20 protein-coding genes and 1 tRNA gene are annotated in these 22,157 nt (G+C 37.7%); 13 read left to right on the forward strand and 8 right to left on the reverse strand.

Going from position 1 to position 22,157, the window contains the following annotated elements:
- Positions 1–289: 289 nt before the first annotated feature.
- Genes KK060_RS19400 through KK060_RS19410 form a run of 3 tightly spaced genes read right to left on the reverse strand, consistent with a single transcriptional unit; the run spans position 290 to position 2,919 of the window.
- Complete coding sequence (locus KK060_RS19400; RefSeq protein WP_254155434.1) at positions 290–1,840, reverse strand: NFACT RNA binding domain-containing protein; 1,551 nt, start codon at positions 1,838–1,840, stop codon at positions 290–292.
- Positions 1,841–1,872: 32 nt separating this feature from the next.
- A complete protein-coding gene (locus tag KK060_RS19405; protein ID WP_254155435.1) occupies positions 1,873–2,634 on the reverse strand; it encodes an MBL fold metallo-hydrolase in 762 nt (253 codons plus the stop codon).
- Between the two features lie 3 nt (positions 2,635–2,637).
- Complete coding sequence (locus tag KK060_RS19410) at positions 2,638–2,919, reverse strand: hypothetical protein (protein WP_254155436.1); 282 nt, start codon at positions 2,917–2,919, stop codon at positions 2,638–2,640.
- A gap of 98 nt (positions 2,920–3,017) precedes the next feature.
- Here KK060_RS19410 and miaA point away from each other — a divergent pair, with 98 nt between their 5' ends.
- Together miaA and KK060_RS19420 are read left to right on the forward strand one after the other, a co-directional pair.
- Positions 3,018–3,941: a tRNA (adenosine(37)-N6)-dimethylallyltransferase MiaA gene (gene miaA / locus KK060_RS19415; protein ID WP_254155437.1), complete on the forward strand. Its 924-nt coding sequence runs from the start codon at positions 3,018–3,020 to the stop codon at positions 3,939–3,941.
- A 15-nt stretch (positions 3,942–3,956) separates the two neighbouring features.
- Positions 3,957–5,270 carry a glycosyltransferase gene (locus KK060_RS19420; protein ID WP_254155438.1) on the forward strand — a complete coding sequence of 438 codons (1,314 nt, stop codon included), beginning with the start codon at positions 3,957–3,959 and terminating at the stop codon, positions 5,268–5,270.
- On the opposite strand, the gene KK060_RS19425 is transcribed toward KK060_RS19420, so the two are convergent.
- Positions 5,253–5,891, reverse strand: coding sequence for a response regulator (locus KK060_RS19425; RefSeq protein WP_254155439.1), 639 nt, complete (start codon positions 5,889–5,891; stop codon positions 5,253–5,255). The two genes, KK060_RS19420 and KK060_RS19425, sit on opposite strands and share 18 nt — an antisense overlap.
- Positions 5,892–6,114: 223 nt before the next feature.
- A complete protein-coding gene (locus tag KK060_RS19430) occupies positions 6,115–9,009 on the reverse strand; it encodes a sensor histidine kinase (RefSeq protein ID WP_254155440.1) in 2,895 nt (964 codons plus the stop codon).
- A gap of 72 nt (positions 9,010–9,081) precedes the next feature.
- Between KK060_RS19430 and KK060_RS19435 the strand changes: the two genes are divergently transcribed.
- Genes KK060_RS19435 through KK060_RS19445 form a run of 3 tightly spaced genes read left to right on the forward strand, consistent with a single transcriptional unit; the run spans position 9,082 to position 12,519 of the window.
- On the forward strand, positions 9,082–10,527 hold the full coding sequence (locus KK060_RS19435) for a lipopolysaccharide biosynthesis protein (protein WP_254155441.1): 1,446 nt from the start codon (positions 9,082–9,084) through the stop codon (positions 10,525–10,527).
- A 2-nt stretch (positions 10,528–10,529) separates the two neighbouring features.
- Positions 10,530–11,432, forward strand: a complete 903-nt coding sequence (locus KK060_RS19440; protein WP_254155442.1) for an FkbM family methyltransferase — start codon at positions 10,530–10,532, stop codon at positions 11,430–11,432.
- Positions 11,398–12,519, forward strand: coding sequence for a glycosyltransferase (locus KK060_RS19445; RefSeq protein WP_254155443.1), 1,122 nt, complete (start codon positions 11,398–11,400; stop codon positions 12,517–12,519). Before KK060_RS19440 ends, KK060_RS19445 begins: the two co-directional genes overlap by 35 nt.
- A gap of 4 nt (positions 12,520–12,523) precedes the next feature.
- On the opposite strand, the gene KK060_RS19450 is transcribed toward KK060_RS19445, so the two are convergent.
- Complete coding sequence (locus KK060_RS19450) at positions 12,524–13,675, reverse strand: glycosyltransferase family protein (protein WP_254155444.1); 1,152 nt, start codon at positions 13,673–13,675, stop codon at positions 12,524–12,526.
- Between the two features lie 110 nt (positions 13,676–13,785).
- A complete protein-coding gene (gene ruvC, locus KK060_RS19455) occupies positions 13,786–14,331 on the reverse strand; it encodes a crossover junction endodeoxyribonuclease RuvC (protein ID WP_367397519.1) in 546 nt (181 codons plus the stop codon).
- A 53-nt stretch (positions 14,332–14,384) separates the two neighbouring features.
- On the opposite strand from ruvC, the gene KK060_RS19460 reads away from it, so the two are divergent.
- From KK060_RS19460 to KK060_RS19495, 8 genes are all read left to right on the forward strand, one after another.
- Positions 14,385–15,476, forward strand: a complete 1,092-nt coding sequence (locus KK060_RS19460; protein WP_254155445.1) for a glycosyltransferase — start codon at positions 14,385–14,387, stop codon at positions 15,474–15,476.
- 85 nt (positions 15,477–15,561) lie between these two features.
- Positions 15,562–16,788, forward strand: coding sequence for a GAF domain-containing SpoIIE family protein phosphatase (locus KK060_RS19465; protein WP_254155446.1), 1,227 nt, complete (start codon positions 15,562–15,564; stop codon positions 16,786–16,788).
- The gene (locus KK060_RS19470; protein ID WP_254155447.1) at positions 16,785–17,411 is read left to right on the forward strand and encodes a polysaccharide deacetylase family protein; all 627 of its coding nucleotides are present in this window, start codon (positions 16,785–16,787) and stop codon (positions 17,409–17,411) included. Before KK060_RS19465 ends, KK060_RS19470 begins: the two co-directional genes overlap by 4 nt.
- The gene (locus KK060_RS19475) at positions 17,408–18,460 is read left to right on the forward strand and encodes a glycosyltransferase (RefSeq protein ID WP_254155448.1); all 1,053 of its coding nucleotides are present in this window, start codon (positions 17,408–17,410) and stop codon (positions 18,458–18,460) included. The genes KK060_RS19470 and KK060_RS19475 overlap by 4 nt, the downstream gene beginning before the upstream one ends.
- A 22-nt stretch (positions 18,461–18,482) precedes the next feature.
- The gene (locus tag KK060_RS19480; RefSeq protein ID WP_254155449.1) at positions 18,483–18,836 is read left to right on the forward strand and encodes a diacylglycerol kinase family protein; all 354 of its coding nucleotides are present in this window, start codon (positions 18,483–18,485) and stop codon (positions 18,834–18,836) included.
- Between the two features lie 69 nt (positions 18,837–18,905).
- Entirely contained in the window at positions 18,906–19,682 is a 777-nt protein-coding gene (locus KK060_RS19485) for a TatD family hydrolase (RefSeq protein WP_254155450.1), read from the forward strand.
- A gap of 32 nt (positions 19,683–19,714) precedes the next feature.
- Positions 19,715–20,782: an asparaginase gene (locus KK060_RS19490; RefSeq protein ID WP_254155451.1), complete on the forward strand. Its 1,068-nt coding sequence runs from the start codon at positions 19,715–19,717 to the stop codon at positions 20,780–20,782.
- A gap of 205 nt (positions 20,783–20,987) precedes the next feature.
- A tRNA-Ser gene (locus tag KK060_RS19495) sits at positions 20,988–21,077 on the forward strand.
- Positions 21,078–21,450: 373 nt separating this feature from the next.
- Here the strand turns inward: KK060_RS19495 and KK060_RS19500 are convergent.
- On the reverse strand, positions 21,451–22,157 hold a 707-nt coding region (locus tag KK060_RS19500; protein ID WP_254155452.1), incomplete at its 5' end, for a helix-turn-helix domain-containing protein.

The following is a 22,157-nucleotide window of genomic DNA, read 5'->3' on the forward strand; positions in this document are numbered from 1 at the left end:
CTAAAGCAAGGCGTTGGCCTTGCTTTTTTTTGATTTTGACTTTACGTTTTGCTGGACTAGTCAGTCAAAGGCCTAATGAGTTACAGTGTACGATCAGTGTTGCTTCTGTCATTCTTCTTTGATTGTTCTGTCAACCTTGCGAAAAAGGCAATTTTGTTGAAGAATAATTGAATCTACAGTGAAATATCACAGAATCATGATTAGTGCTACACAGTATCTCCACTATCGAATCTAAGAAGACATAATTTAACGGGAGTTCTCCAGCCATGGCCGGGTGAGCTTTTTAAATTCAGAGCTTAGGCTCAACCATAATAATATCTTCCCGTTCAATAACAACAGCACCGGCAGGATCGCCCTTTTTCTTCCTTACAAATTTTTTAGGTGTTACAATCACTGGGCAAAGTGTTTCATTTCTCCGCTTAGAGTTATAGGCAGCGAGTTGTGCGGCGCGTTCAATAACGTCTTTCGGAAAATTCTTTCCTGCCTGATACTTAATTAAGACATGAGAACCGGTGACATCCTTAGCGTGTAGCCAAAGGTCTTCCTTAAAGGAGAGTCTTTGTGTGAGTTCATCATTTGCCTGAGCATTTTTACCTACCCATATTCTATATCCGCCAAAAAGAAATTCATGATATGGCAAGTGTCTCTCCTCAGATATATCACTATTATCAGTTTTTATAGCAGAAGCAAATTGTCTGAAGGCTTTTAAATCGTTGAACTGCTCTATTGTACAAAGCTGAGTTTCTAATTCCTGAATATCTTTCTCTTTTTTCTGAATGGCTTCCTTTAAGAACGTCAATTCAATGTTTTGATTTTTGGACTTCTTATAAAACAGCTCTGCATTCTTCTGCGCGTTCAGATCCTTTTTTAGTTTTATCTCTACAAGCTCATTGTTGTTGTAAAAGTCATGCAACTTTACTTTTTCAATTCCCGGCTGTATAACATGTAAATTTGCCATGACTATGTCTGCCCAGTTCTTGTAATTATCCTCCTTTGTTAGTTCTTCTAGTTTGGCAAATGATTTCTTGATGTAGTTGCGAGAGCTTTGTATTCTTGAGTTAATTGTGGAGGTAAGCTTGCCTTTCTCTTGTTGAAGAACATAAACCTGTGTGAATGTGTAATAAAACTCACTAATAGCTTTTATTGGTTCTGAGAACTCCTGTTGTATTGTTCCTATCTTTAGCAGAGATAGTACAGTAGCTCCCTTCCAGGTTGTAATATAAAATCTGCCTGCATCAAATGCTTTTCTTATATCGCAAATCAACTCCCATTTCTGTTCAACATGCTTGTTTTGAAACTCTAACGACTCCAGATATTGCCATATCAGTTTTCCAAATGTAAAATAAAGCTTTTCAGGATTTTCGTGATGTTTAACAAAGGTTTCATAGCTCCAGTCAATGTCGCGATCGAGGAAAGTCAGTTTAATCTGCTGATCCAACGGAATATTTTTCTTAAATAATTCTGAAACTTCTTCTTTTTCAAACAATATAATATTTGAGCGATTTCCATGCATTTTGAATAGCAGGGAGAAATCATGCGTCAAATTCAATAAAAAGCTTCTTTCATTACGGAATTGATATACACTTTTTACTTTTAAACCGATGATAGGGTTAAAAAGATCTATGCTGTTTTTTTTTGCTCTGTAAAATTCCTTTGGAAACGAAAGACAAGTAAACGTAGGAACAAGGCTTGCTTTTATAAAGAAGGGATTGTTGAGAGTTTCGAATTGAATTACAAGTTCATCTCTGCTTTGACTAAAGCATTGGGAGATAACTGTGCCGTTTAGTTTGTTGTCCAGCTCCCCGCTGAGATAATTAAGAAAGTGATAATTGTTATGCACGCTTTATGTCTGAGGTCAAAGATTTATTCGAACTAACAATAAATCTGCAATCCATCAAAAGCAAGGGAAATATTGTCAGGTAATTCTTTAGTTATATCAGCGTGCAGCCCCAGCTTATGACTAATATGTGTAAAGTAGGCGTTTTCGGGTTTAATCAGCTCTACCATCGTCAATGCCTGCTCCAAGTTGAAGTGTGAGATATGGCGCTCACGTTGCAATGCATTTATTACCAAAGTTTTTGTTCCTGATAGTTTAAGAAGTGTTTCTTCAGGAATGAAATTAGCATCCGTTATATAGCTGAAATCTTTAAAACGAAAACCTAAGATGGGCAACTTATAGTGCATTAAAGGCAGGGGAGTTATTTCAAACCCATTGATGAAAAAGTTGCTTGAATCAATTTGGTTAAGGGTAAGTCTTGGAATTCCAGGATAATAATCCTTTGTAAAGGCATAGGCATATTCAACCTGCAATTGCTCCAGTACAGGGGCGGTTCCATAGACCGGCATGTCCATTTGCTGCATAAAGTTGTATGCCCGAACATCATCTAAACCCGCTGTGTGATCGCGGTGAGCGTGTGTAAATAAAACAGCGTCAATACGTTTGATTCTTTCTCGCAACATCTGCTGTCGGAAGTCTGGCCCAGTATCAACTACAAAGCTGTGACTATCAATATCTAAATGAATGGATGTTCTTAGTCGCTTATCCCGATAGTCTAATGATTGACAAACCTCGCACGTGCAGCCAATCACAGGCACACCTTGAGAAGTACCGGTGCCCAGAAAGGTTACTTTCATCTATTAAGCTGCTGCTGATTGTTTGAAAAGTTCTTGAAACTCCTGATAAAGCTTCAGGTTTTTCTCAGAGAACTTGGTTGTTTCAAGCGTTACAGTTTTAAGGATATCAAGCAAAGCGTTTATCTTACCTTCAGTAGTATAGAACTTATTTACAATCATTATCTTTTGTTCTTTCAATACACAATACCCAGCTTTGAAATTGCCTTTTTCATATCTTAAGGTATAATCTGATTCTGCAAGCATGTCCTCAATTTTAAGTAAGAACTGTGATGTGTATTTGATCATAGTGGTTGTAGAATGTTAAACAAAGATAGCATATTTAGCTTAATTTAAGGCCAAAAATAAATTTCAAAGACCTTAAGGGGCTTGCTATTTCGATCAGTTTGAAAGACAATAAACATTTAATAGTAGTTGCGGGGCCAACGGCAGTTGGAAAAACAGCAGTGGCTATTCAGCTGGCCAGACAATTCAATACTGAAATTATTTCTGCCGACTCCAGGCAAATTTTTAGAGAAATGTCGATAGGAACTGCAAAGCCCTCTGCCTCTGAACTGAAAGCCATCCGGCATTATTTTATTGATAGCCATAGCATAACGGCTGATTACGACGCAGCCCGCTTTGGCGAAGATGTGCTTAAGCTGTTGGAAGAGTTATTTAGAGAGAGAAATAGAGTTATACTTTGCGGAGGATCAGGTTTATACATAAAGGCAGTTTGTGAGGGATTTGACGATATTCCTGAAGTGCCAGGGTCTGTCCGGGATGAATTAACAGAGAACTATAAAAATCACGGCATAAGCTGGCTTCAGGCCAAGTTGGAGGAGTTGGACCCTGAATACTACGCGCTTATTGATAAACAAAACCCTCATCGCATTATTCGGGCGCTTGAAGTTTTTCTGGCAACAGGCAAGTCTATAAGATCTTTTCAGCAAAAGAAAACGCTTCAGCACAATTTCAACATCGTTAAAATCGGGCTGGAGCTTCCAAGAGAGGAACTATATCGCCGAATAGATGAACGTATGGACATTATGATAGAAAACGGACTTTTTGAAGAGGCTAAAGCCCTTTATAATTTCAAGGAGAAAAATGCTTTGCAGACAGTTGGCTATCAGGAGGTTTTTGAGTACCTGGATAATAATTATGATTATGCAGAGGCAGTGAGATTGTTAAAGAGAAACTCGAGAAGGTATGCTAAAAGACAACTTACGTGGTTTAAACGTGATAATGCCATTGAATGGTTTAACCCGAATGATGTAGATACAATTATTCGCTTTGTAGAAAACAAAACTTCTTCTGATTCATTTAATTAAAATTACTTTTGCATAGTGAATAAGAAAGTACTGATTGTCACCTACTATTGGCCTCCGTCAGCAGGAAGTGGCGTACAACGCTGGCTTAAATTTGTTAAGTATCTACCCCAGTTTGGCTGGCAACCTTATGTTTTTACCCCCAAAAATCCATCGTTTAATCTCAAAGATGAGTCATTGTTAAGGGATGTGCCTAAAGAGGCAGAGGTTATTCATTTTCCTATATGGGAACCGTACGAGGCGTTCTTTAAATTGGGTGCTTTATTCGGAAATAAAAAGAAAGAAAAAGCAAATTCAATAATTAACATTAACAATGATTCTCTTTTCAATAAAGTAAGCACGTGGATTAGAGGTAACATGCTTATCCCAGATCCGCGTAGGTTTTGGATTAAGCCTTCTGTAAAATTTCTTGAATCTTTTCTGCGCGAAAAAAAAATCGACATAATAATTACAACAGGGCCGCCTCATAGCATGCATCTTATTGGGTATGAGTTAAAGAAGCGGAATCCTGCATTAAAATGGATTGCCGATTTCAGAGACCCTTGGAGTGAGTGGGGCCTGCTTGACAGCCTACGTGTTACTTCCTTAGCCAGATCCCTACATCGAAAAATGGAGAAAAAGGTGCTGACGCTGGCAGATGTTATTACCACAATTACACCTTTCTATGTTAGTCATTTTGAAAAACTAGCAAAAAGGAAAGTTCAACTTTTAACCAATGGATTTGATGAAGATGATTTTAAAGGATTAAAACATGAAGTAAAGGATAACTTTACGATTTGCCATGTAGGAGTAATAAACGAGAAATGTAATCCACGTCCTTTAATGAACGTTATTTTCAAGCTCATTAAGGAAAATAAAGACTTTGCATCCAAAGTAAGAATAGATTTTGTAGGTGAAGTTCATTCTGATTTTAAAAGTTTTGTTGAACAAAATAAAACCTTGTCTTCTGTGACATCTTTTGTTCCCTCAATTCCTCATAAAGAATTAGTCCGAGTCTATGCTTCCTCTTCCCTTTTATTATTAATTCTCTCGGGATATAAAAACGCTGAGGGATACATGCCAGGGAAACTTTTTGAATATCTGGCAACGGGCCTTCCTGTATTGGGAGTTGGCCCTGAACACGGAAATGCTGCTGATCTACTGAAGACAACATCTGCAGGAGTAATGGTTGATGAGACGAGTATTTCCGAGATAGAGAATTATATTATAAAAACTTTTATTGCTTGGGGTAGTAATGGTCATAACATTGATAAGCCCGTGGATAATCAGTATTCTCGAAAAAATCTTACAAGTCAGCTCTCGAAAATTCTTGAACTAAAAAGCATTAAATAAGAATCCCATTTCAAGCGACTTGCTTATAAGTTCTGCAGTATTATTAACATTAAGCTTGCGCATCATGTTTCTTCTGTGAGCTTTTACGGTTAAATGGGAAATGCACAATTTCTCTGCTATTTGCTCGCTCGTTTTTCCTGAAGCAATTAATCTAAGTATTTCTTGCTCCCTTTCAGAAAAGGGAGAATCAATTTTCGGAGCCACACTAGAGGTAGATGGAAATATTCTTTTTCCTTCACAGGTTTGTTTCAATGATTCAATTAACTGCGCACTCTCCATGCTCTTACTTAAGTAAGCGTTGGCTCCCAACGATATTGCCTCATTGATAAAAACAGCCTCTTCGTGCATACTGAGAATTACTATTTTTAACACGGAATTAGATAACCTGATTCGCTTAATCGTATCAAAGCCGTTTAGTCCCGGCATTTCAATGTCTATAATCAAAAGATCTGCGCTATCATCATCTAAGCGCTCCAACAACGATTGCCCGTTGTTAAACTTACCTACGATCTTAAACTTCCCGGAGTCCGCCAGAACTCGTTCCAGCCCGTCGCAAAATAATTTATGATCATCAGCGATGAAAGTCCTGATCAAGTCGTTCTTTATGGCTACACTATCCAAGGGTATACAACAATTATAAGGAGGTTCAATTTCAATAATTAATTTTTTATTTTGCAATGCATTACATAAATTCCATCTAATAAAGCCATCAAGAGATGTGTGATTATACTTGCTTCGTTCTATTTTCGACTTCTTTTTCTAACTATTTTTGGCTCGCCTAGTACTAAAGGAGTATACTTTTGTTGGTAAGAAACGTAAGCAGTTTTAATTAAAACTATTCTTTTTATAATAAAATATTAGGTTCTTCTCCTTCCTTTGGCTCAGACTCTAGTGGTATGTCAATGTTATAAGACGTTCCAAATTTTCCTGACTCAAACTTTAAAGATCCGTTTACAGACCTTATTCTTGACTCAATATTGTCTAATCCTAATCCATGTTGAACTGGGTTGTATGAAAAACCAACGCCATCGTCTTCATATATGATGTTAATAATATCCTTAAATGAATTAATGTGTATGGTAATCTCTTTACCTTGAGAGTGCTTAATGGAATTTGCTATTAGCTCTTGAATAATTCTGAAGATAATAATGTTTAGTTCGTATTTATTTGACTCCTCGCCATACGTCTTTAAAGCTATATTAATGGGTATATTTCCGCTTAATTTACTTATGTAATTTTTCAAGCCGGCGAATAATCCATAACGTTCCAACGTCGGTGGAGTAAGTCCATAAATAATATCTTTTATCTCCCTTATTGCAATCTGAAATTGGTCTTCAACTTCATTTGTCATTGGGTCATTGTGGTTATTAAGCAACTGATTTACCATAAGCTTAATAGCGGTTAAATTAGTCCCAACGCCATCATGCAGTTCTTTTGCAATTCTGTTTCGCTCGCGTTCCAGCGTAACAATTTCCGACTGAATGAGCTTCTGTTGATGGTCATTAATAATTTTTAATAACTTATTCTTTTGGTTATATATTGAGAGTTGATGTCGAAAGTAGATGTAACTTAAAATTGACAAGATTATAATAGCTGAAACAATACTATACCATTGTTGCCACCACGGAGGATTAATTGTGCAGGAAATTGGTTCTAAGGCTTGATGCCAATTGATATTGTCAATTGAGTATTCTAACCTCAGGATGTAATTGTTAGGCGCCATAGAGGAAAGCTCAATTTTTCGATTGGAAGTAGGAATCCAGTTGTCGTTTTCCTTAATCCTGTATCTTAGAAAGAGATTTTCATTGTTGTAGTAAATACAATGGTAACTGATAGTGATATCGTTTTGGTCGTGAGCTAAATCTTTTAAGTTATGCGTGGTAATTTCTCTATTGTTAATCCTTATTTCATTTAAATAGAAGATTGGTCTCACGGTACGCTTATTAAAAAGAGAATCGGGAATAACAGAAAAACCATTTGTTGAAAAGGCCCAGATTGATTTATATCCTTCTGCGATATAGTTGATCGTATTGCTTATTAGCCCACTTTTTTTGCCTAGATATTTAAAATCTGGTTTGTTTTCTATTAATGAAGGTATTGATGTAACAGCAAGTCCTTTTTCTGTTCCTAGCCAAAGAAGTGAATCTTTGATAAGAGTCGCATGGATGTTGTCAGCTATAAATTTACTATTGGAGTTATATTGGGTATAATTGTAGGTTTTACTATTAAATAATATAAATCCGTTTCCAATTGTTGCTAAAAGAATAGTTGAGTCATTAAGTTGTATGAGATCTGAGATCTTATAATCATTAAACTCTTTTATTTTCTTTTTGTGTTGTAGTGCTTTATCTAGTACTGTAAGACCAGTTCTCCCGCCTAAATATATTGATGAATCTTTTGTTAATATCGATCTATACATATCCAAAACGATATTTCTGTGTTCCCTTCCTTCAACATCAAATTTGTTTACTCTTAAACCTCCGCAAGCCCATACTAATCCTTCGGTATCTTCAAAAAAGTCAGTGGCATTATTGTTCTCGTAGGATTTAGTGATATTTAAATCGTTATCAAATCTGTAAATCTTATTAAGGTCTGACACCCAAAGGTTGTTTTTACCATCTCTAAAGAGCGACATTATCGTTGAACCCATTGAAATTAATTTTATAACTTTTCTAGTTTTTGTATCATATACAGCCAATCCTCCTTTCTGATCACCAATAAAAATCCTGTCTTTAGAATAAGTAAGCGATTTTACCTTTGAGATGTTTAAGTTATAATTTTGAATGTTAACATTAGGTATATTGTAAATACCATTTTCTAACGTGCTACCCCAAATATCTCCTGATGTGCCTTGCACAATTTTGGTAACTGATAAACCTGAAAAAATAGTAGGAGCCCAGGAACGGTTAAAATCATTCGAGTAAAAGCATTCAACGCCACCGACTAATCGACCTACCCACAACCTGTCTTGCTTATCAATCGAAAGGCTAATAATGCCACTCTGACCTTGTAAAACACGTTTCACCGTATTTCCGTCATATTCGAATAAATCATTAAATGTCGATAGATAAGTTTTGCCTTTCCACTCTATTATGCACTTGACTAGATTTGAATTTGATGTGTCAGAAAGTGAGATTGGATAGCTTTTATTATTGATTGCAATATTTTGATAAAACTTGGTGTTGTTTTTTGATAGGGTAATTAGATATTGGTTATTTATTCTAGAGTAGTAGATGGTTGATTGAAGATCAATTTCACGAGATGAAACATTACCAAGACTGTCAATCTTTCCCTTGTAATGCCGGATACTAAAATGAAGTTCTTCTTTTTTTGCATCGTAAATAAACGATAGTAGACCGCCGTAACTGCTGGATTTTAATAGCTTATCATTATACTTATATATTTTGATCTTTCCTTTTTCATAATAGGAAAGTTTCCCGGAGTATGATCGAAACCAAATGCGTTGTTTCTCATCCTCGAAAAAACTAAAAATAACAGGGTCAGGAAGTCCATCTTTTACATGGAGCGTTTGCATCTCTTTCCCGTCAAATTTTACCACCCCATTGTCGGTGGCGAACCAAAGGAAGCCTCTGCGATCCCGATAAATATCATAGATTTCGTTACTCGGTAATCCATCAAGGGTAGTATAATTATAGAAAGAGAATGACTGGGCAAACAGAAATTGAGCACTAAGTAGGAGATAGGTGAGAACTAAAGCCGACTTTTTGTACCAGTTCATTCAACGAGCTTTAAAAAAAAGTAAATTTTAAATTTATTGATTTTTAAATTACTTTATTTGTACTGCTTCAGGATGATAAGTAAGAATTTTATTAAAAATTCAGTAGTTTATACAATTTCAGGCACTTTGCCCACAGCAAGTGCTATTATTTTGCTGCCGTTTTATGTCCGAAATCTTTCTACATCAAACTTTGGAATACTTTCCATTTATTTAGCACTTGCCTTAATAATTCAGATAATTGTTTCTTTTAGTTTTGATACGTCTATCTATATTCATTATCACGAATACAAGAATAATAAGGCACTATTAAAACGATTTGTAAGTTCAGCATTTACTTTTATTCTTATCAATGGCACTATTTTAGGAGCGCTACTCTTAGTTGTAGGTGATGCTGTTTTTAGATTAATTTTTCGAGACCAGCCCTTCTCATTTTATCCTTATGGAATATTAGCTTTAGTTACTGGAGTGCTCCAGGCAATTCTAAAAGTTCATAGTAGCTTTGTCCAAACCCAGCAACAATCTCAGGTTTATTTCTGGTCAAACCTTTTCTTTTTCCTATTGATATCTGTCCTCACTGTCCTGGGCTTTTTTTTCTTTCCTAAGTCACTTATTGGTCCTATTGCGGGCCGATTACTTGCAGCTTTACTCGTTGCAGGATGGGCCTTTCTCCGGATAGTCAACCTATATGGTATTCAATTTAATTACGGCGTTATTAAAGAATCATTTTCGTTTAATTTCTACTCCATGATCTACCAGATGCTGCAATGGACTATGAATTACTTTGACAGAATTCTGGTGTCTCTTTTTCTTCCATTGTCATTAGTTGGTATATATGGGTTTGTACTCAGTTGTTTAATTGTTATAGAATTCGTGTTAAATGGCTTAAATAATTCGTTTTTCCCAAAAGTAGTGGCCAATGTAATTAGTCAACAAGTAAAGCAGTCATCATTAGAAATAAACCGTTACTATTACGGCCTCACAGGAATAACAATCATATTAGTGACAGGTAGTATTTTATTTTTCCCTATTCTACTGAAGCTATTTGTTAAGAAGAAGGAATACTTGGAGGCAATTCCGTATATAAGCTACGCATCCATAATTTATTTATTTAGGTCAATAAGGTTGTATTTCGGCATCCCCTTTGGAGCTTTAAAGTACACAAAAACCCTTCCCGTTATTTATACGATAGTGTCATCGGTAAAAGCCATACTAATTGTACTTCTTGTCAAAAACTTTGAACTCTATGGGGTAATTTTCTCAAGCCTAATTGCTTTTGTAGTGGAGATCTTTCTGATATACTTCGATGGAAGAAGTCGATTTAAATTCAAATTTAATTTCTTCAAGATTATCTTCGCTCCCTTGTTAATTGCAGTACTCATTCTAATACTTGAACCCACTTTTGGAGAAAAATTTTCGTTAATGTTACACGTCCTTTATGTTCTTGTCAGTTTGGTGTTATTGATTTGGATATTTAGAAGAGAGATCGCGACAATTTATACTACAAAAATATTTAAATAATTATGGAAAAAAGTCTTGCTAGGTTTTTTCGGACTTTAAATTCAAAACTTATAGGTACGGATAATCTATTGGTAGAGAAGATACTTAAAATTCCTTTTGCATTTTCAGGCTTCTTTTACAGAAGAAAACGTGCAGCTCTTTCTTCGGGTAGTAATATAACCTTGATAGAAAATTTTGACTCCAACATTAAGTTGAAAATAGATATTAATCGAACCATGGGGTGTGCCATTTACTGGACAGGTTTTCATGAATATAAAGAATTACTATTTCTTCACAAATATCTAATGCCTGATATGGTATTCATTGATGTAGGTGCTAACCTTGGTGAATATACACTCTTTTGTTGTAAAAGATTAGCTAACGGACGAGTTCTTTCTTTTGAGCCATTACCTTCTATCAGAAAATTTCTTTTAGAGAACATTGAATTGAATGGTTTTAAAAATGCAATTGTTTATGACTGTGGATTATCTGATGAGAATAAGCGACTTGCAATTTATGAGGTGGAAGATACCCATGAAGGGTTGGCGACAATTTACCCAGGAGAACGTGTGATTAAGCAAAAAATTGAGGTTGAATTAAAAAGAATGGACGACGCGCTGGTTAATCAAAATCGTGTGGATTTCATTAAAATAGACATTGAAGGAGCCGAATTGATGGCGTTGCGTGGCGGCCTCAACACGATTAAAAAATTTAGACCGATTGTAATGCTAGAGTTGAATCAAAAGACCTATGAAGCTGCGGGATACACGATTGAAGATATTCATATCTTTTTCAAAGAGTTAAACTATCAATCTTATTCAATAGAAAGGCGAGGTAAGATATCAAAATGTGAGTCGATGCCTTTATTTGGTAATATATTATTTATACCCAATGAAAATTCTATTCATAACACCATGGTATCCTGATCGCCTTTCTGGAAACAGTGGAGCATTCATACAAACTCAAGCGCAGGCGCTCGCAAAAAAGCATCTGGTAATGGTTCTCTCCTCCAAAATTGATTACTCAAAATTCGCCATTTCTTCCTATGAATTATCCCACTCTAAAAGTGATAATCTCAGTGAGCATCGTCTTATAGTTTACAGATCACTTCCGGTCATCAATCAACTCATTTATTTTTTAATAACTTGTAAAGTTGCAATTGAAATTTGTAAAGGAGCTAAGCCGGACATAATCCAAGCTTCTATTGGTTATCCAGGAAGCATATTGGGTTGGGTAATAAGTAAATATTTTAAAGTTCCGTATGTTTTTAATGAACATACATTGCCTATTAACAACTTTAGAAGCTTCTTTCATAAGCAGCTCACATTATTTGGAATGAAGAGGGCCAAAGCAATAATAACCGTCAGTAACTACCTTGCATCAAAAGTAAAATCAGTAATTCCAAATTATACTAACATAGTAGTTATCCCCAATGTCATTAATATTAAAAGATTTGTAAGTGTAGAAAAAAGAAAAAATTCTATTCCTCATATCGGCTTTCTCGGGGGAATGAATACGAATGTTAAAGGGTTAGATATTTTGCTTGAAGCGCTACAAGACATTCGTAAAGATTTTAGGCTTTATATTGGTGGTTCGGGAAAACTAGAAAACACATTTAGAATTAAAGCAGTTGAACTTGGGCTGGAGGATAAATGCATATTCTTTGGTTTCGTTCCTTACCAGGATGTTCCGTCTTTTATGTCTAACCTTGACTTCTTTGTCTGTTCAAGCCGTTACGAGACTTTCTGTGTTGCCTTAGTTGAGGCAATGGCCTCAGGGTTACCGGTAGTTTCAACCAAATGCGGTGGGCCCGAAGATTTCGTTAATGATGAGAACGGTATTTTGTGTGATCCTAAAGATGTTTCTTCACTTCGCACTGCAATTGAAAATATGTTAACGAAGTATCATGAATTTGATAGAAGTATGATACAGAAATATGTTTTTAAAAACTACGCAGAGTCATCTTTTTTAGAGAGAATTGAACATGTGTATCATGATGTCTTTAAACATTAAGTAGCTATTTTGACAAGACGTTTGATACTACATCTCTTAAGATGGCAGCATTATTCTCTGCGTTAAACACCTTTGCTGCTTTTGCAGAGTTTTCTTTAAAGGTTTCAATTTCTGAAATAGTTAGTTTGTTAATTACTTGAGCCAAACTCACTGGACTGAAATCCTCAGCAACAACTCCGTTTTGAAACTCTTTTACAATGTGAGCCATTTCTGGGGTAGGACCAATAGCTATTGCAAGCCTGGCTTGAATAAAATCGAAGAGCTTATTTGGGAGAGCGTTTTTGTAATTGAAATTAACAGGGGGCAAGAGAAATATTCCTATGTCGTAGTTGTTTAATGTCTTAACTAATTCAGTTCCTGTAACAGGTGGAAGTATCCTTACCCTTGATGTTAAACTAGCCTTGTTTTTTAGTTCCTCCAAATATGCAACTGTTTTGTTAGATGCTAATCGGGGCGTTAATAGAAAGAAGTCTAGTGAAAACCGGTTATCTAAATGGTCCATCATTTCTATCATCAAATGCAGTCTTCTTGATCGATTTGCAATTCCATGATGAACTAATTTAATTTTGCGACCTTCAATTTTAGAAGGTAGTATGTCCGAATAATTATTCGCGTTGGTTATTACAATTGGCCGTACACTAAAATTTTTCTCATACTCTTCCGCAAGTCCCTTTCCAACAGTTGTCATAGCTGCTGTTTGTGGAATATACTTTCTGCATAGCCAATTATTGAATCCTTGAAAAAATATTCTCCATAAAATCCGGTCTTCAAAATGTCGGGGAGCATATTCGTGTGCATCAAACAAAACACGTCTGTTATTAATGGCAAATGCAAGGGGCAAAGTCTCCACATCATTCGCTATCACCATATCGAAAGATTTTCCTTTTAACTGTGACTTCAAAACATGATCGTAGTCATAAAGTATTTTGTAGGCAACACTATAAAAGCCGGCAAGAAGGAAGCCGGAGGAAAGAATTTTTTTCTTTAAACTAATCGGATTATTAGGGAGTTGTATAAACTTGTACTGATCTGATGGTTCAGCACTAAAACAGGCTATCGTAACGTCATACTCTTCTTTAAGAGCATTTACTTGCCTTCGAACTCTGGCATCGTGTTTTAAATCACCTAATACCAGAATTAGAATTTTAGCTTTCATGTGAAATTGTACGAGTTAATAGAGAATGTTGATGGGTTAAAACTATTCAAAATTTAGAAGTATAAAATGAAGCACAACCCACTTTCTGTTTAATATTGTTTACTTCTAACTTATTGGAGTCTGTGCGGGTTTTCTTTGAGAAATGAGGTCCACGACCCTGCTGTTTTAGTTGTCTTCCCCTTCTGAAAATGATGACAAACAGCAACCGCCAGCGCATCAGTGGCATCCAAAAGCTTGGGAAGCTCTTTTATTGACAACATAGTCATAAGCATTTTTGCTACTTGCTCTTTTGATGCATTACCATTACCCGTAACGGACTGCTTTACCTTTTTAGGGGCATATTCAACAATGGGAACTTCCCGATACAATGCAGCAGACATTGCCACTCCTTGCGCCCGGCCTAGCTTTAACATTGATTGAACATTCTTTCCGTAAAATGGTGCCTCTAATGCCACTTCATCAGGGTGGTACTCATCTACCAGGTTTAGTACTCTGTCAAAGATCTTTTTAAGTTTTAATTCATGCCCCTCATACTTACTAAGGTGAATTACACCATATTGTAAAAGACTCAGTTTTGACCCCGTTACCGAAATTATCCCATATCCCATTACTGTTGTTCCTGGATCAAGACCTAGGATTATTTTTTCTTTCACAATTTTTCCCACGGCTTGAAGATAATCAGCGTTAATAAATTATTGAAATTGCAGCTATGATAATCCTTACAGGATGCTTTTTTAGCCTTTATTACCTGTTCCTTATTTACTTGTTTGTAGGGTGGCGAAAGAACTTTGAGGAAAAAGTCGAATTATCGGCTAATACTAGTCTATTTCTCTCTGTTGTAATTCCCGTAAGAAACGAAGGAGATAATATCGTACAACTTCTGCAAACCCTTGCCCTTCAAAGCTATAAGAACTTTGAGGTAATAGTTGTCGATGACCATTCTACTGATAATTCAATTGAATTTATTAAAGCACTTAATTTGGCGGATGTCACCTGTCTGACAAATTCCGGCTCTGGTAAAAAGATGGCCATTACTACCGCCATTAATGCTTCCAGGGGAGAAGTAATAGTAACCACCGATGGCGACTGCAACGCACCGGTTCATTGGCTGGAATCCGTCTCACAGTACTTTAGCACCGACAAAACGATACTTCTACTCGGCCCTGTGGCAATGGAAGAAGCTGCCGGGCTATTTTCAAAAATGCAGCAGATAGAATTTGCAAGCTTGATTGGAAGTGCTGCTTCCACGGCGGCATTTAAAAATCCCACTATGTGCAATGGCGCCAATCTTGCTTTCAGAAAGGAGGCTTTTGTCGCTGTAGGAGGGTATGAGGGCAATTTCCAGATTGCGTCTGGCGATGATGAATTTCTTATGCGAAAGATCTCTAAAAAATACCCTGATGGAGTCAGGTTTTTAGCCGATCAAAACGCAGTAGTACGCACAAAGGTCCAACCCTCGCTGAAACATTTTTTTTCGCAGCGCATTCGTTGGGCTTCAAAATGGAAGTTCAATACGTCGTTTTATGCCGCTATGCTGGCCCTTTTTATATTTTCATTTCAATGTATTAATATTCTGGCGCTGTCCAATGCCATCATTTTTACAAGCTTATACCATTTCTTACTACTGATAATCAAGCTCATACTGGAAGCAGTTGTTCTAATATCCTTTTGTCGGTGTTTAAAAATATCGTGGAGTTGGTGGTCCTTTTTAGTTCTTCAGATAGTATATCCGGTTTATGTCCTACTGGTGGCTATTTGCGCTCAATTTCAACAATATGAATGGAAGGGTAGGCGTTATTGAAGAACACACAAGCGGCAGTAATTGTTTAATGCTTTTATTCCGTAAAGAATATCCTTTTATTTATAAATTTACCAGTTGATGTATTATGACAGAGCTGGATGTTAGGAAACAATTTGAGATCAAAGAGTTAGAACTCAACGCATTGCTTGAGATCACACAGGCTATTAATAGCAATTTGCCTGAAGAATCGCTCTATAAAATCTATAATTTTACTTTACGTTCTAACCTTAACATTAAGAAGCTTGCGCTATTTGTTTTAGACGATGAATGGAACTGCAAGGCGAGCTTTGGTACCGATCACCATTTTCATAAAACCAAACTACTACCTGAATTTAAAACAATACAAGATATTACCCACCTAAAGGAGTTTCAAACCTGTGCCTTCACAGAATTTGATATCGTCATTCCTGTTGCGCATAAGGGCACAACCTTAGCGCTTGTTTTCGTCGGCGGTTTAGATAAATACGATGTTCGATACGAAAACGAAGATGGCATTCGCTTCATCCAGGCATTAAGTAATATCATTATTGTTGCCATCGAAAACAAGAAGCTTGCAAGAAAGCAGTTAGAGCAAGAGTCTTTGAGAAAAGAACTTGAAATTGCAAGCGATGTTCAACAGTTCTTGTTTCCTGAAAAACTTCCGTCAACAGAAACATTAAAGGTAGAAGCAAGCTATTTACCACACGATGTAGTTGGAGGTGACTACTATGATTACATTCCTATAAACAAAAACCAGTTTCTTATTTGCATTGCAGATGTAAGTGGTAAAGGTATTGCGGCAGCGCTGATGATGTCCAACTTTCAGGCATCATTAAGAACACTTTTAAGACAAACACCCAATCTTACAGATATAGTTGAGGCCCTTAATTTTCAGGTTCTTGAAAATACAAAGGGGGAAAAGTTTATTACCTTTTTTGCAGCTATTTACGATATCAAACTTAAAACGATGGTATACGTAAACGCCGGCCACAACCCACCTATACTGTTCGATAAAAAACATGGCATTAGATTACTGGAAGATGGCTCAACAGTTTTAGGGGCAATGCATCCGCTTCCTTTTATTAATGAAGGATTTATAACCGACCTCGATGAGTTTCTTTTATTCTGCTACACCGATGGCGTAATAGAAACTGTTAATGAAAAAGGAGAGGAGTTTGGTATGGATGCATTACTTGATTACTTTAAGCTAGACCATACGTACTTAAAGAATCTTAGAGATATCCATTCAGATATTATTGTAGCACTTGATAATTTTAAAGGAAAGAATGGCTATCACGATGATATCACCATGCTCACTTGCCGCGTAGGATGATTCCTTATAGAACTCCCTTTTTTCTCCCGTATCTCTACCCATCACTTACCTGGAGAAAAGATGATGGAAGCAAAAGCATTTATCTCACGTTTGATGATGGTCCTGTTGCAGGGCCTACTGAATTTGTCCTCGAAACTTTATCACAATTCTCTGCAAAGGCTACTTTCTTTTGTATTGGCGACAACGTCAGAAAACATCCTGAAGTTTTTAATAAGATTATTGAAGGTGGTCATGCAATAGGAAACCATACCTATAATCATCTTAACGGATGGAAAACACAATTGAATACTTATATAAACAATATTCAGTTGTGTGAGCAGCAGATATCTCGAGGTCGCAATCCCGGAGGTAAAAAATTGCTTCGGCCTCCTTACGGGAAAATTAAACGCAGCCAGATCAAAGCCCTTTCATCCTATGATATTATTATGTGGGATGTTCTGTCCAAAGATTACAGTCACACACATACACCTGAAAAATGTCTGCAAGAATCTATTGGTGCAACACGCAACGGCTCTATTGTTGTTTTTCATGATAGTTTTAAAGCTGAGACCAATTTAATGTACGTGTTACCAAGATACATTCAACATTTTAAGGAGCTCGGTTTCGAATTTAAATCGTTATGAGAGTTGTGGTTGCACCGTTAGACTGGGGCTTCGGTCACGCAACAAGATGTATTCCTGTTATACGACAACTTTTGGAATTAAGATGCGAAGTAGTATTGGCAGGCAGCGGGCCGTCTTTAACATTGTTGAAGAATGAGTTTCCTCATCTTACTTCATTTCACTTGCCTGGCTATAATCCAAAATACTCTGCTGAAGGTTCTATGGTATGGACGATGGCGCTTCAGCTTCTTCACTTTGTACGCGTTATTCGGCAGGAGCATCGTGTGCTTGAGAAATATGTATCCGAAAACAAAGTAGATGTCGTCATATCCGACAATCGTTATGGATGCTGGTCTTCCAGGGTTAAAAGTATCTTCATTACGCACCAGAGTAATATCCTTATGCCTAAGCGGTTTGGATGGCTACAGGGAGTGGTGAGAATCTTTAATGAAAGAGCATTAAGAAAATTCGATGGTTGTTGGATTCCTGATGATCCTGGCCAACTATTGTCCGGCAGCCTCATCTTTTATGGTAAGATAAACCGGAAGATCAATCACGATTATATAGGTATGCTATCGCGATTTGAATTTTCTGAAAAGGCTGAAATTAAGTATGACGTGGTCGCCATATTTTCTGGTCCTGAACCTCAAAGAACGTTACTCGAAGATACAGTAAGCGCGCAACTCCAATCATCGCGTTTATCTTATTTTATCGTACGTGGCGTTGTTACACCAACTAATAACTGGGATTCAAAAGGTGCAGACTTCCTTACGTCAAATGAACTTCAAAGCCTTCTTCTCTCTGCAAAGGTCGTCATCGCCAGAAGCGGTTACAGTACCATTATGGATCTTTCTTCACTAGGTAAAAAAGCCATATTTATTCCTACTCCCGGCCAAACGGAGCAAGAGTATCTGGCAGCTAAACTTGAAAACGAAGGCATTGCCTTTTTTATGAGTCAGCATGAGTTTAATCTCGATGTTGCATTGCTGCGTTCACAGAATTATAGTGGTTTTAAACCCGCCAAAAAGAATGTATTGCTTTCAAAGGCAATAGCTAAATTGTTCTCATAGCATTATTAATTTAATATTAGGAATGATAAAGTTTATTAGAAGCTTCTCCTATGCAGTAAATGGAATAAAAGCGTCTTTGCATAAACAAGTAAACCTCAAAGTCCAACTCGTTACGGCTGCCTGCATTATCGCTACAGGTTTTTACTTTCGAATTACTTCTGTTGAATGGTGTATTGTACTGCTTACTATCGCCCTGGTGTTGTGTCTCGAAATGGTTAATACCGCAATTGAAAGTTTGGTTAATTTGGTAACTACAGAATGGAAACCACTGGCAGGCAAGGTAAAAGATATAGCAGCAGGGGCGGTTCTTGTAGCTTCTGTCTTCGCTATCTTCATCGGCTTTATTATCTTTTTTAAATACCTTTCACTAAAATAATTTGCGCCATCCTGATGGTTTAAATATGAACCAGAATTTGATATTTGCAGATTAGAACCATTTATGACGATGAGTTATTGGATAGATACCCACGCACATATTTACTCAGATGAATTTAATGACGATAGAGCCCGTGCAATAAGAAAGGCAGAAGAGCATAATGTTAAACGTATCTATATGCCAAACGTAGACCACGCTTCCATAGATGCCATACTGGAAGCAGAGCTCCGTTATCCTGATTTTTGTATTCCTATGATGGGGCTTCATCCCTGTTCTGTTAAAAAAGATTTCGAACGTGAGTTATACATCGTAGAAGACTGGCTTGCTAAAAGAAAGTTTTGTGCTGTCGGCGAAATCGGTACTGATCTATATTGGGACAAGTCTTTCTGGGAGCAACAGAAGGAAGCATTTACAATTCAGGTAAACTGGGCTAAAAAGTATAAGCTTCCCATCATCATTCACTGCCGCGAAAGTATAGACCAAACGATAGAGCTTGTCGAAGGCTTGCAAGACGGAAACTTAACAGGAATCTTCCATTGCTTTACCGGGTCAGTAGAACAGGCAAAGAAGATAATAAAACTTAATTTCTACTTAGGCATTGGCGGAGTTGCCACGTTTAAAAATGGTGGTCTTGATAAAGTGCTCCCTGAAATCGCTCTGGATCACCTGGTAATGGAAACTGATAGTCCATACCTTGCTCCGGTACCTTTCCGAGGGAAGCGAAACGAACCTTCATACATTCCAGCAATAGCACAAAAGATTTCAGAATACAAAAAGGTGTCAACAGATGAGATAGCAGAAAAGACAACAAATAATGCCTTAAAACTATTTGATCAGAAACATTAACTTTCACATTTTGCTGATTACAAAAGTTCGGAATGAATCTTAAACGAGTAAGTATCAATACGGCTTTACCCCAAAAGCCTAAAGGAAGAATCCTGATTATATATACCGGAGGTACCTTTGGTATGACCTACGATAACGAAGGTGTTTTAATCCCTTTCGATTTTAGTCTCATTCTCGAGCATCTGCCTACTTTAAAAACGTTGGCCCTTGAACTCACCGTAGTGTCTTTCGAAACACCCATCGATTCTTCTAACATGATTCCCGAGCATTGGCAGGTGTTAGCCAAAATCATTTATCAGAATTACGAGACCCACGATGGCTTTGTTGTTTTGCATGGTACAGATACAATGGCATACACAGCTTCTGCATTAAGTTTTATGCTGGAGGGTTTATCTAAACCTGTGATTTTTACAGGAGCACAATTGCCAATAACCGAAGCCCGTTCCGATGCCAGAGAAAATCTTATTACAGCCTTGGACTTTGCGTCTGCAGTAAAGGATGGACGTCCTCAGGTTCCTGAAGTTTGTATCTACTTCGATTATGAATTGCTTCGGGGAAACCGGTCCAAAAAAGTAGAAAGCATGCAGTTCGATGCCTTTGACTCTGGTAACTATCCGCCCTTAGCCAAAGCAGGGGTTAAAATGGATTATAACTATTCCCTTATCCGTTCTGTGCCCTCAAATACAAAATTAAACCTTCGCACCAACATAGAACCGAACGTAGCTATAGTCAAATTGTTTCCAGGTCTTCAGCCCTCCATCATTGAGTCCATTATTCTTTCACCGGGATTAAAAGCCGTCATTCTTGAAACCTACGGCTCTGGCAATGCGCCTACCTCTGAACCTTTGCTCAACGCTTTAAAACGCGCTATCGATAAAGGAATTATAGTCTTAAATATAAGTCAATGCTCCGGCGGCATGGTTACACAAGGCAGATATGAAACGAGCCGTGAGTTACTCAGAATTGGAGTGATAGGAGGGGCTGATATGACCACAGAAGCAGCGGTTACCAAGTTAATGTTGCTCATGGGTGAATATGGTACAGAGAAGGCCAAGCAATTACTTCCCCTTTCACTTGCTGGTGAACTAACAGAAAGTTAACCACCTCCCGGGTGGTTATGGGATTCGCCGTGTTTTAGAAGCTAAATTTAGGGATTTCTTTCGCGGGCTGACTAGGGGTATACTGACAATATAGGCATGTCGAAGCTACGCCTTATCCAGAGTCAGGTTACGTGCGTGATCCGGAAATTCTGTCAGTATTTGCAAAGCGTGCTAATTATTGATTTATTTGCACCCAGTTCAATCAGGAGAGGTGTCCGAGTGGTTGAAGGAGCACGCCTGGAAAGTGTGTATACGGGAAACCGTATCGCGGGTTCGAATCCCGCCCTCTCCGCCAGAAAAAGAATCAAGAAAAAAATTAAGGCATAACCAGCCTGTTAAAGATTACAAACCGTTTGAAAGGGATGAGAACGAAGGGCTGGCGGTTCGAAAGCGCAGCGTAGTGAGGAACGAACGTAGCGCAGCTTCACGAGGGGAGGTATGCATGGCTTGTGTGTACGAGTAATCCCGCCCTCTCCGCCAAACAAATGACAAAACGCGTCCAGCCTAACGCTGACATTTTTGTTTCTGAGCGGTTGCCAGGTTTTGCTTGAGCAAAGCGTAGAAACAAAAATAAAGGACATAGCGACAGCGTTTTGTCATTATTTGAAAGCCTTCCCTCGAAGGGGACCACCGTAGGTAATCTCACCCTCCCAAGTTTGTCCTGGTAATTAGTTAAAAGCCTGGCGAAATTCCAGTGGCGACAAATTCGTCTTCTTTTTAAAAAGCGTGCTAAAGGATTGCGCATGCTCAAAGCCCAAAGCATAGGCGATTTCGCTGACTGAAAGACTGGTCGTCGAAAGTTTCTCTTTGGCTTTCGCGATTAGTTTTTCATGAATATGCTGTTGTGTACTCTGCCCGGTATGAATCCGAAGCAGGTCACTCAGGTAGTTCGGCGACAGGTTCATCTGCGTAGCAAGATATTGTACTGTAAGTAAACCCTGTACCTCGCTGTTAAAGTAGCCATCGATCAAATGCTCGAACCGGGCCAGCAATGCTGAATTATTATTCTTGCGGGTCAAAAACTGTCGCTTGTAAAAACGGTTGGAATATTTTAGCAGGCTCTCGATCTGCGTTAGAATGATCTCCTGGGTATGCTTATCAATATGTTTGCACTCCTTATCAATCTTATGAAGGATCATAATCAGGTTATCTTCTTCCTCCGCTGATAGGTGCAGCGCTTCGTTAACCGCGTAATCGAAAAAACCATAGTGATGAATGCTGTTCGCCAACGTATGCTGTAGCAGGAAGTCCGGGTGAAAGATCAGGAGATAACCGGACCCACATTCCATATTTTGCAGGTCCAGTTGTTGCACCTGGTTAGGCGCGGTAAAACTCAATACTCCTTTATCATAATCATAATGCTGCTGTCCGTACC

Origin of the sequence: Chryseosolibacter indicum (assembly GCF_018598585.1) — a bacterium.
Taxonomy (GTDB): Bacteria; Bacteroidota; Bacteroidia; order Cytophagales; family Cyclobacteriaceae; genus Chryseosolibacter; species Chryseosolibacter indicus.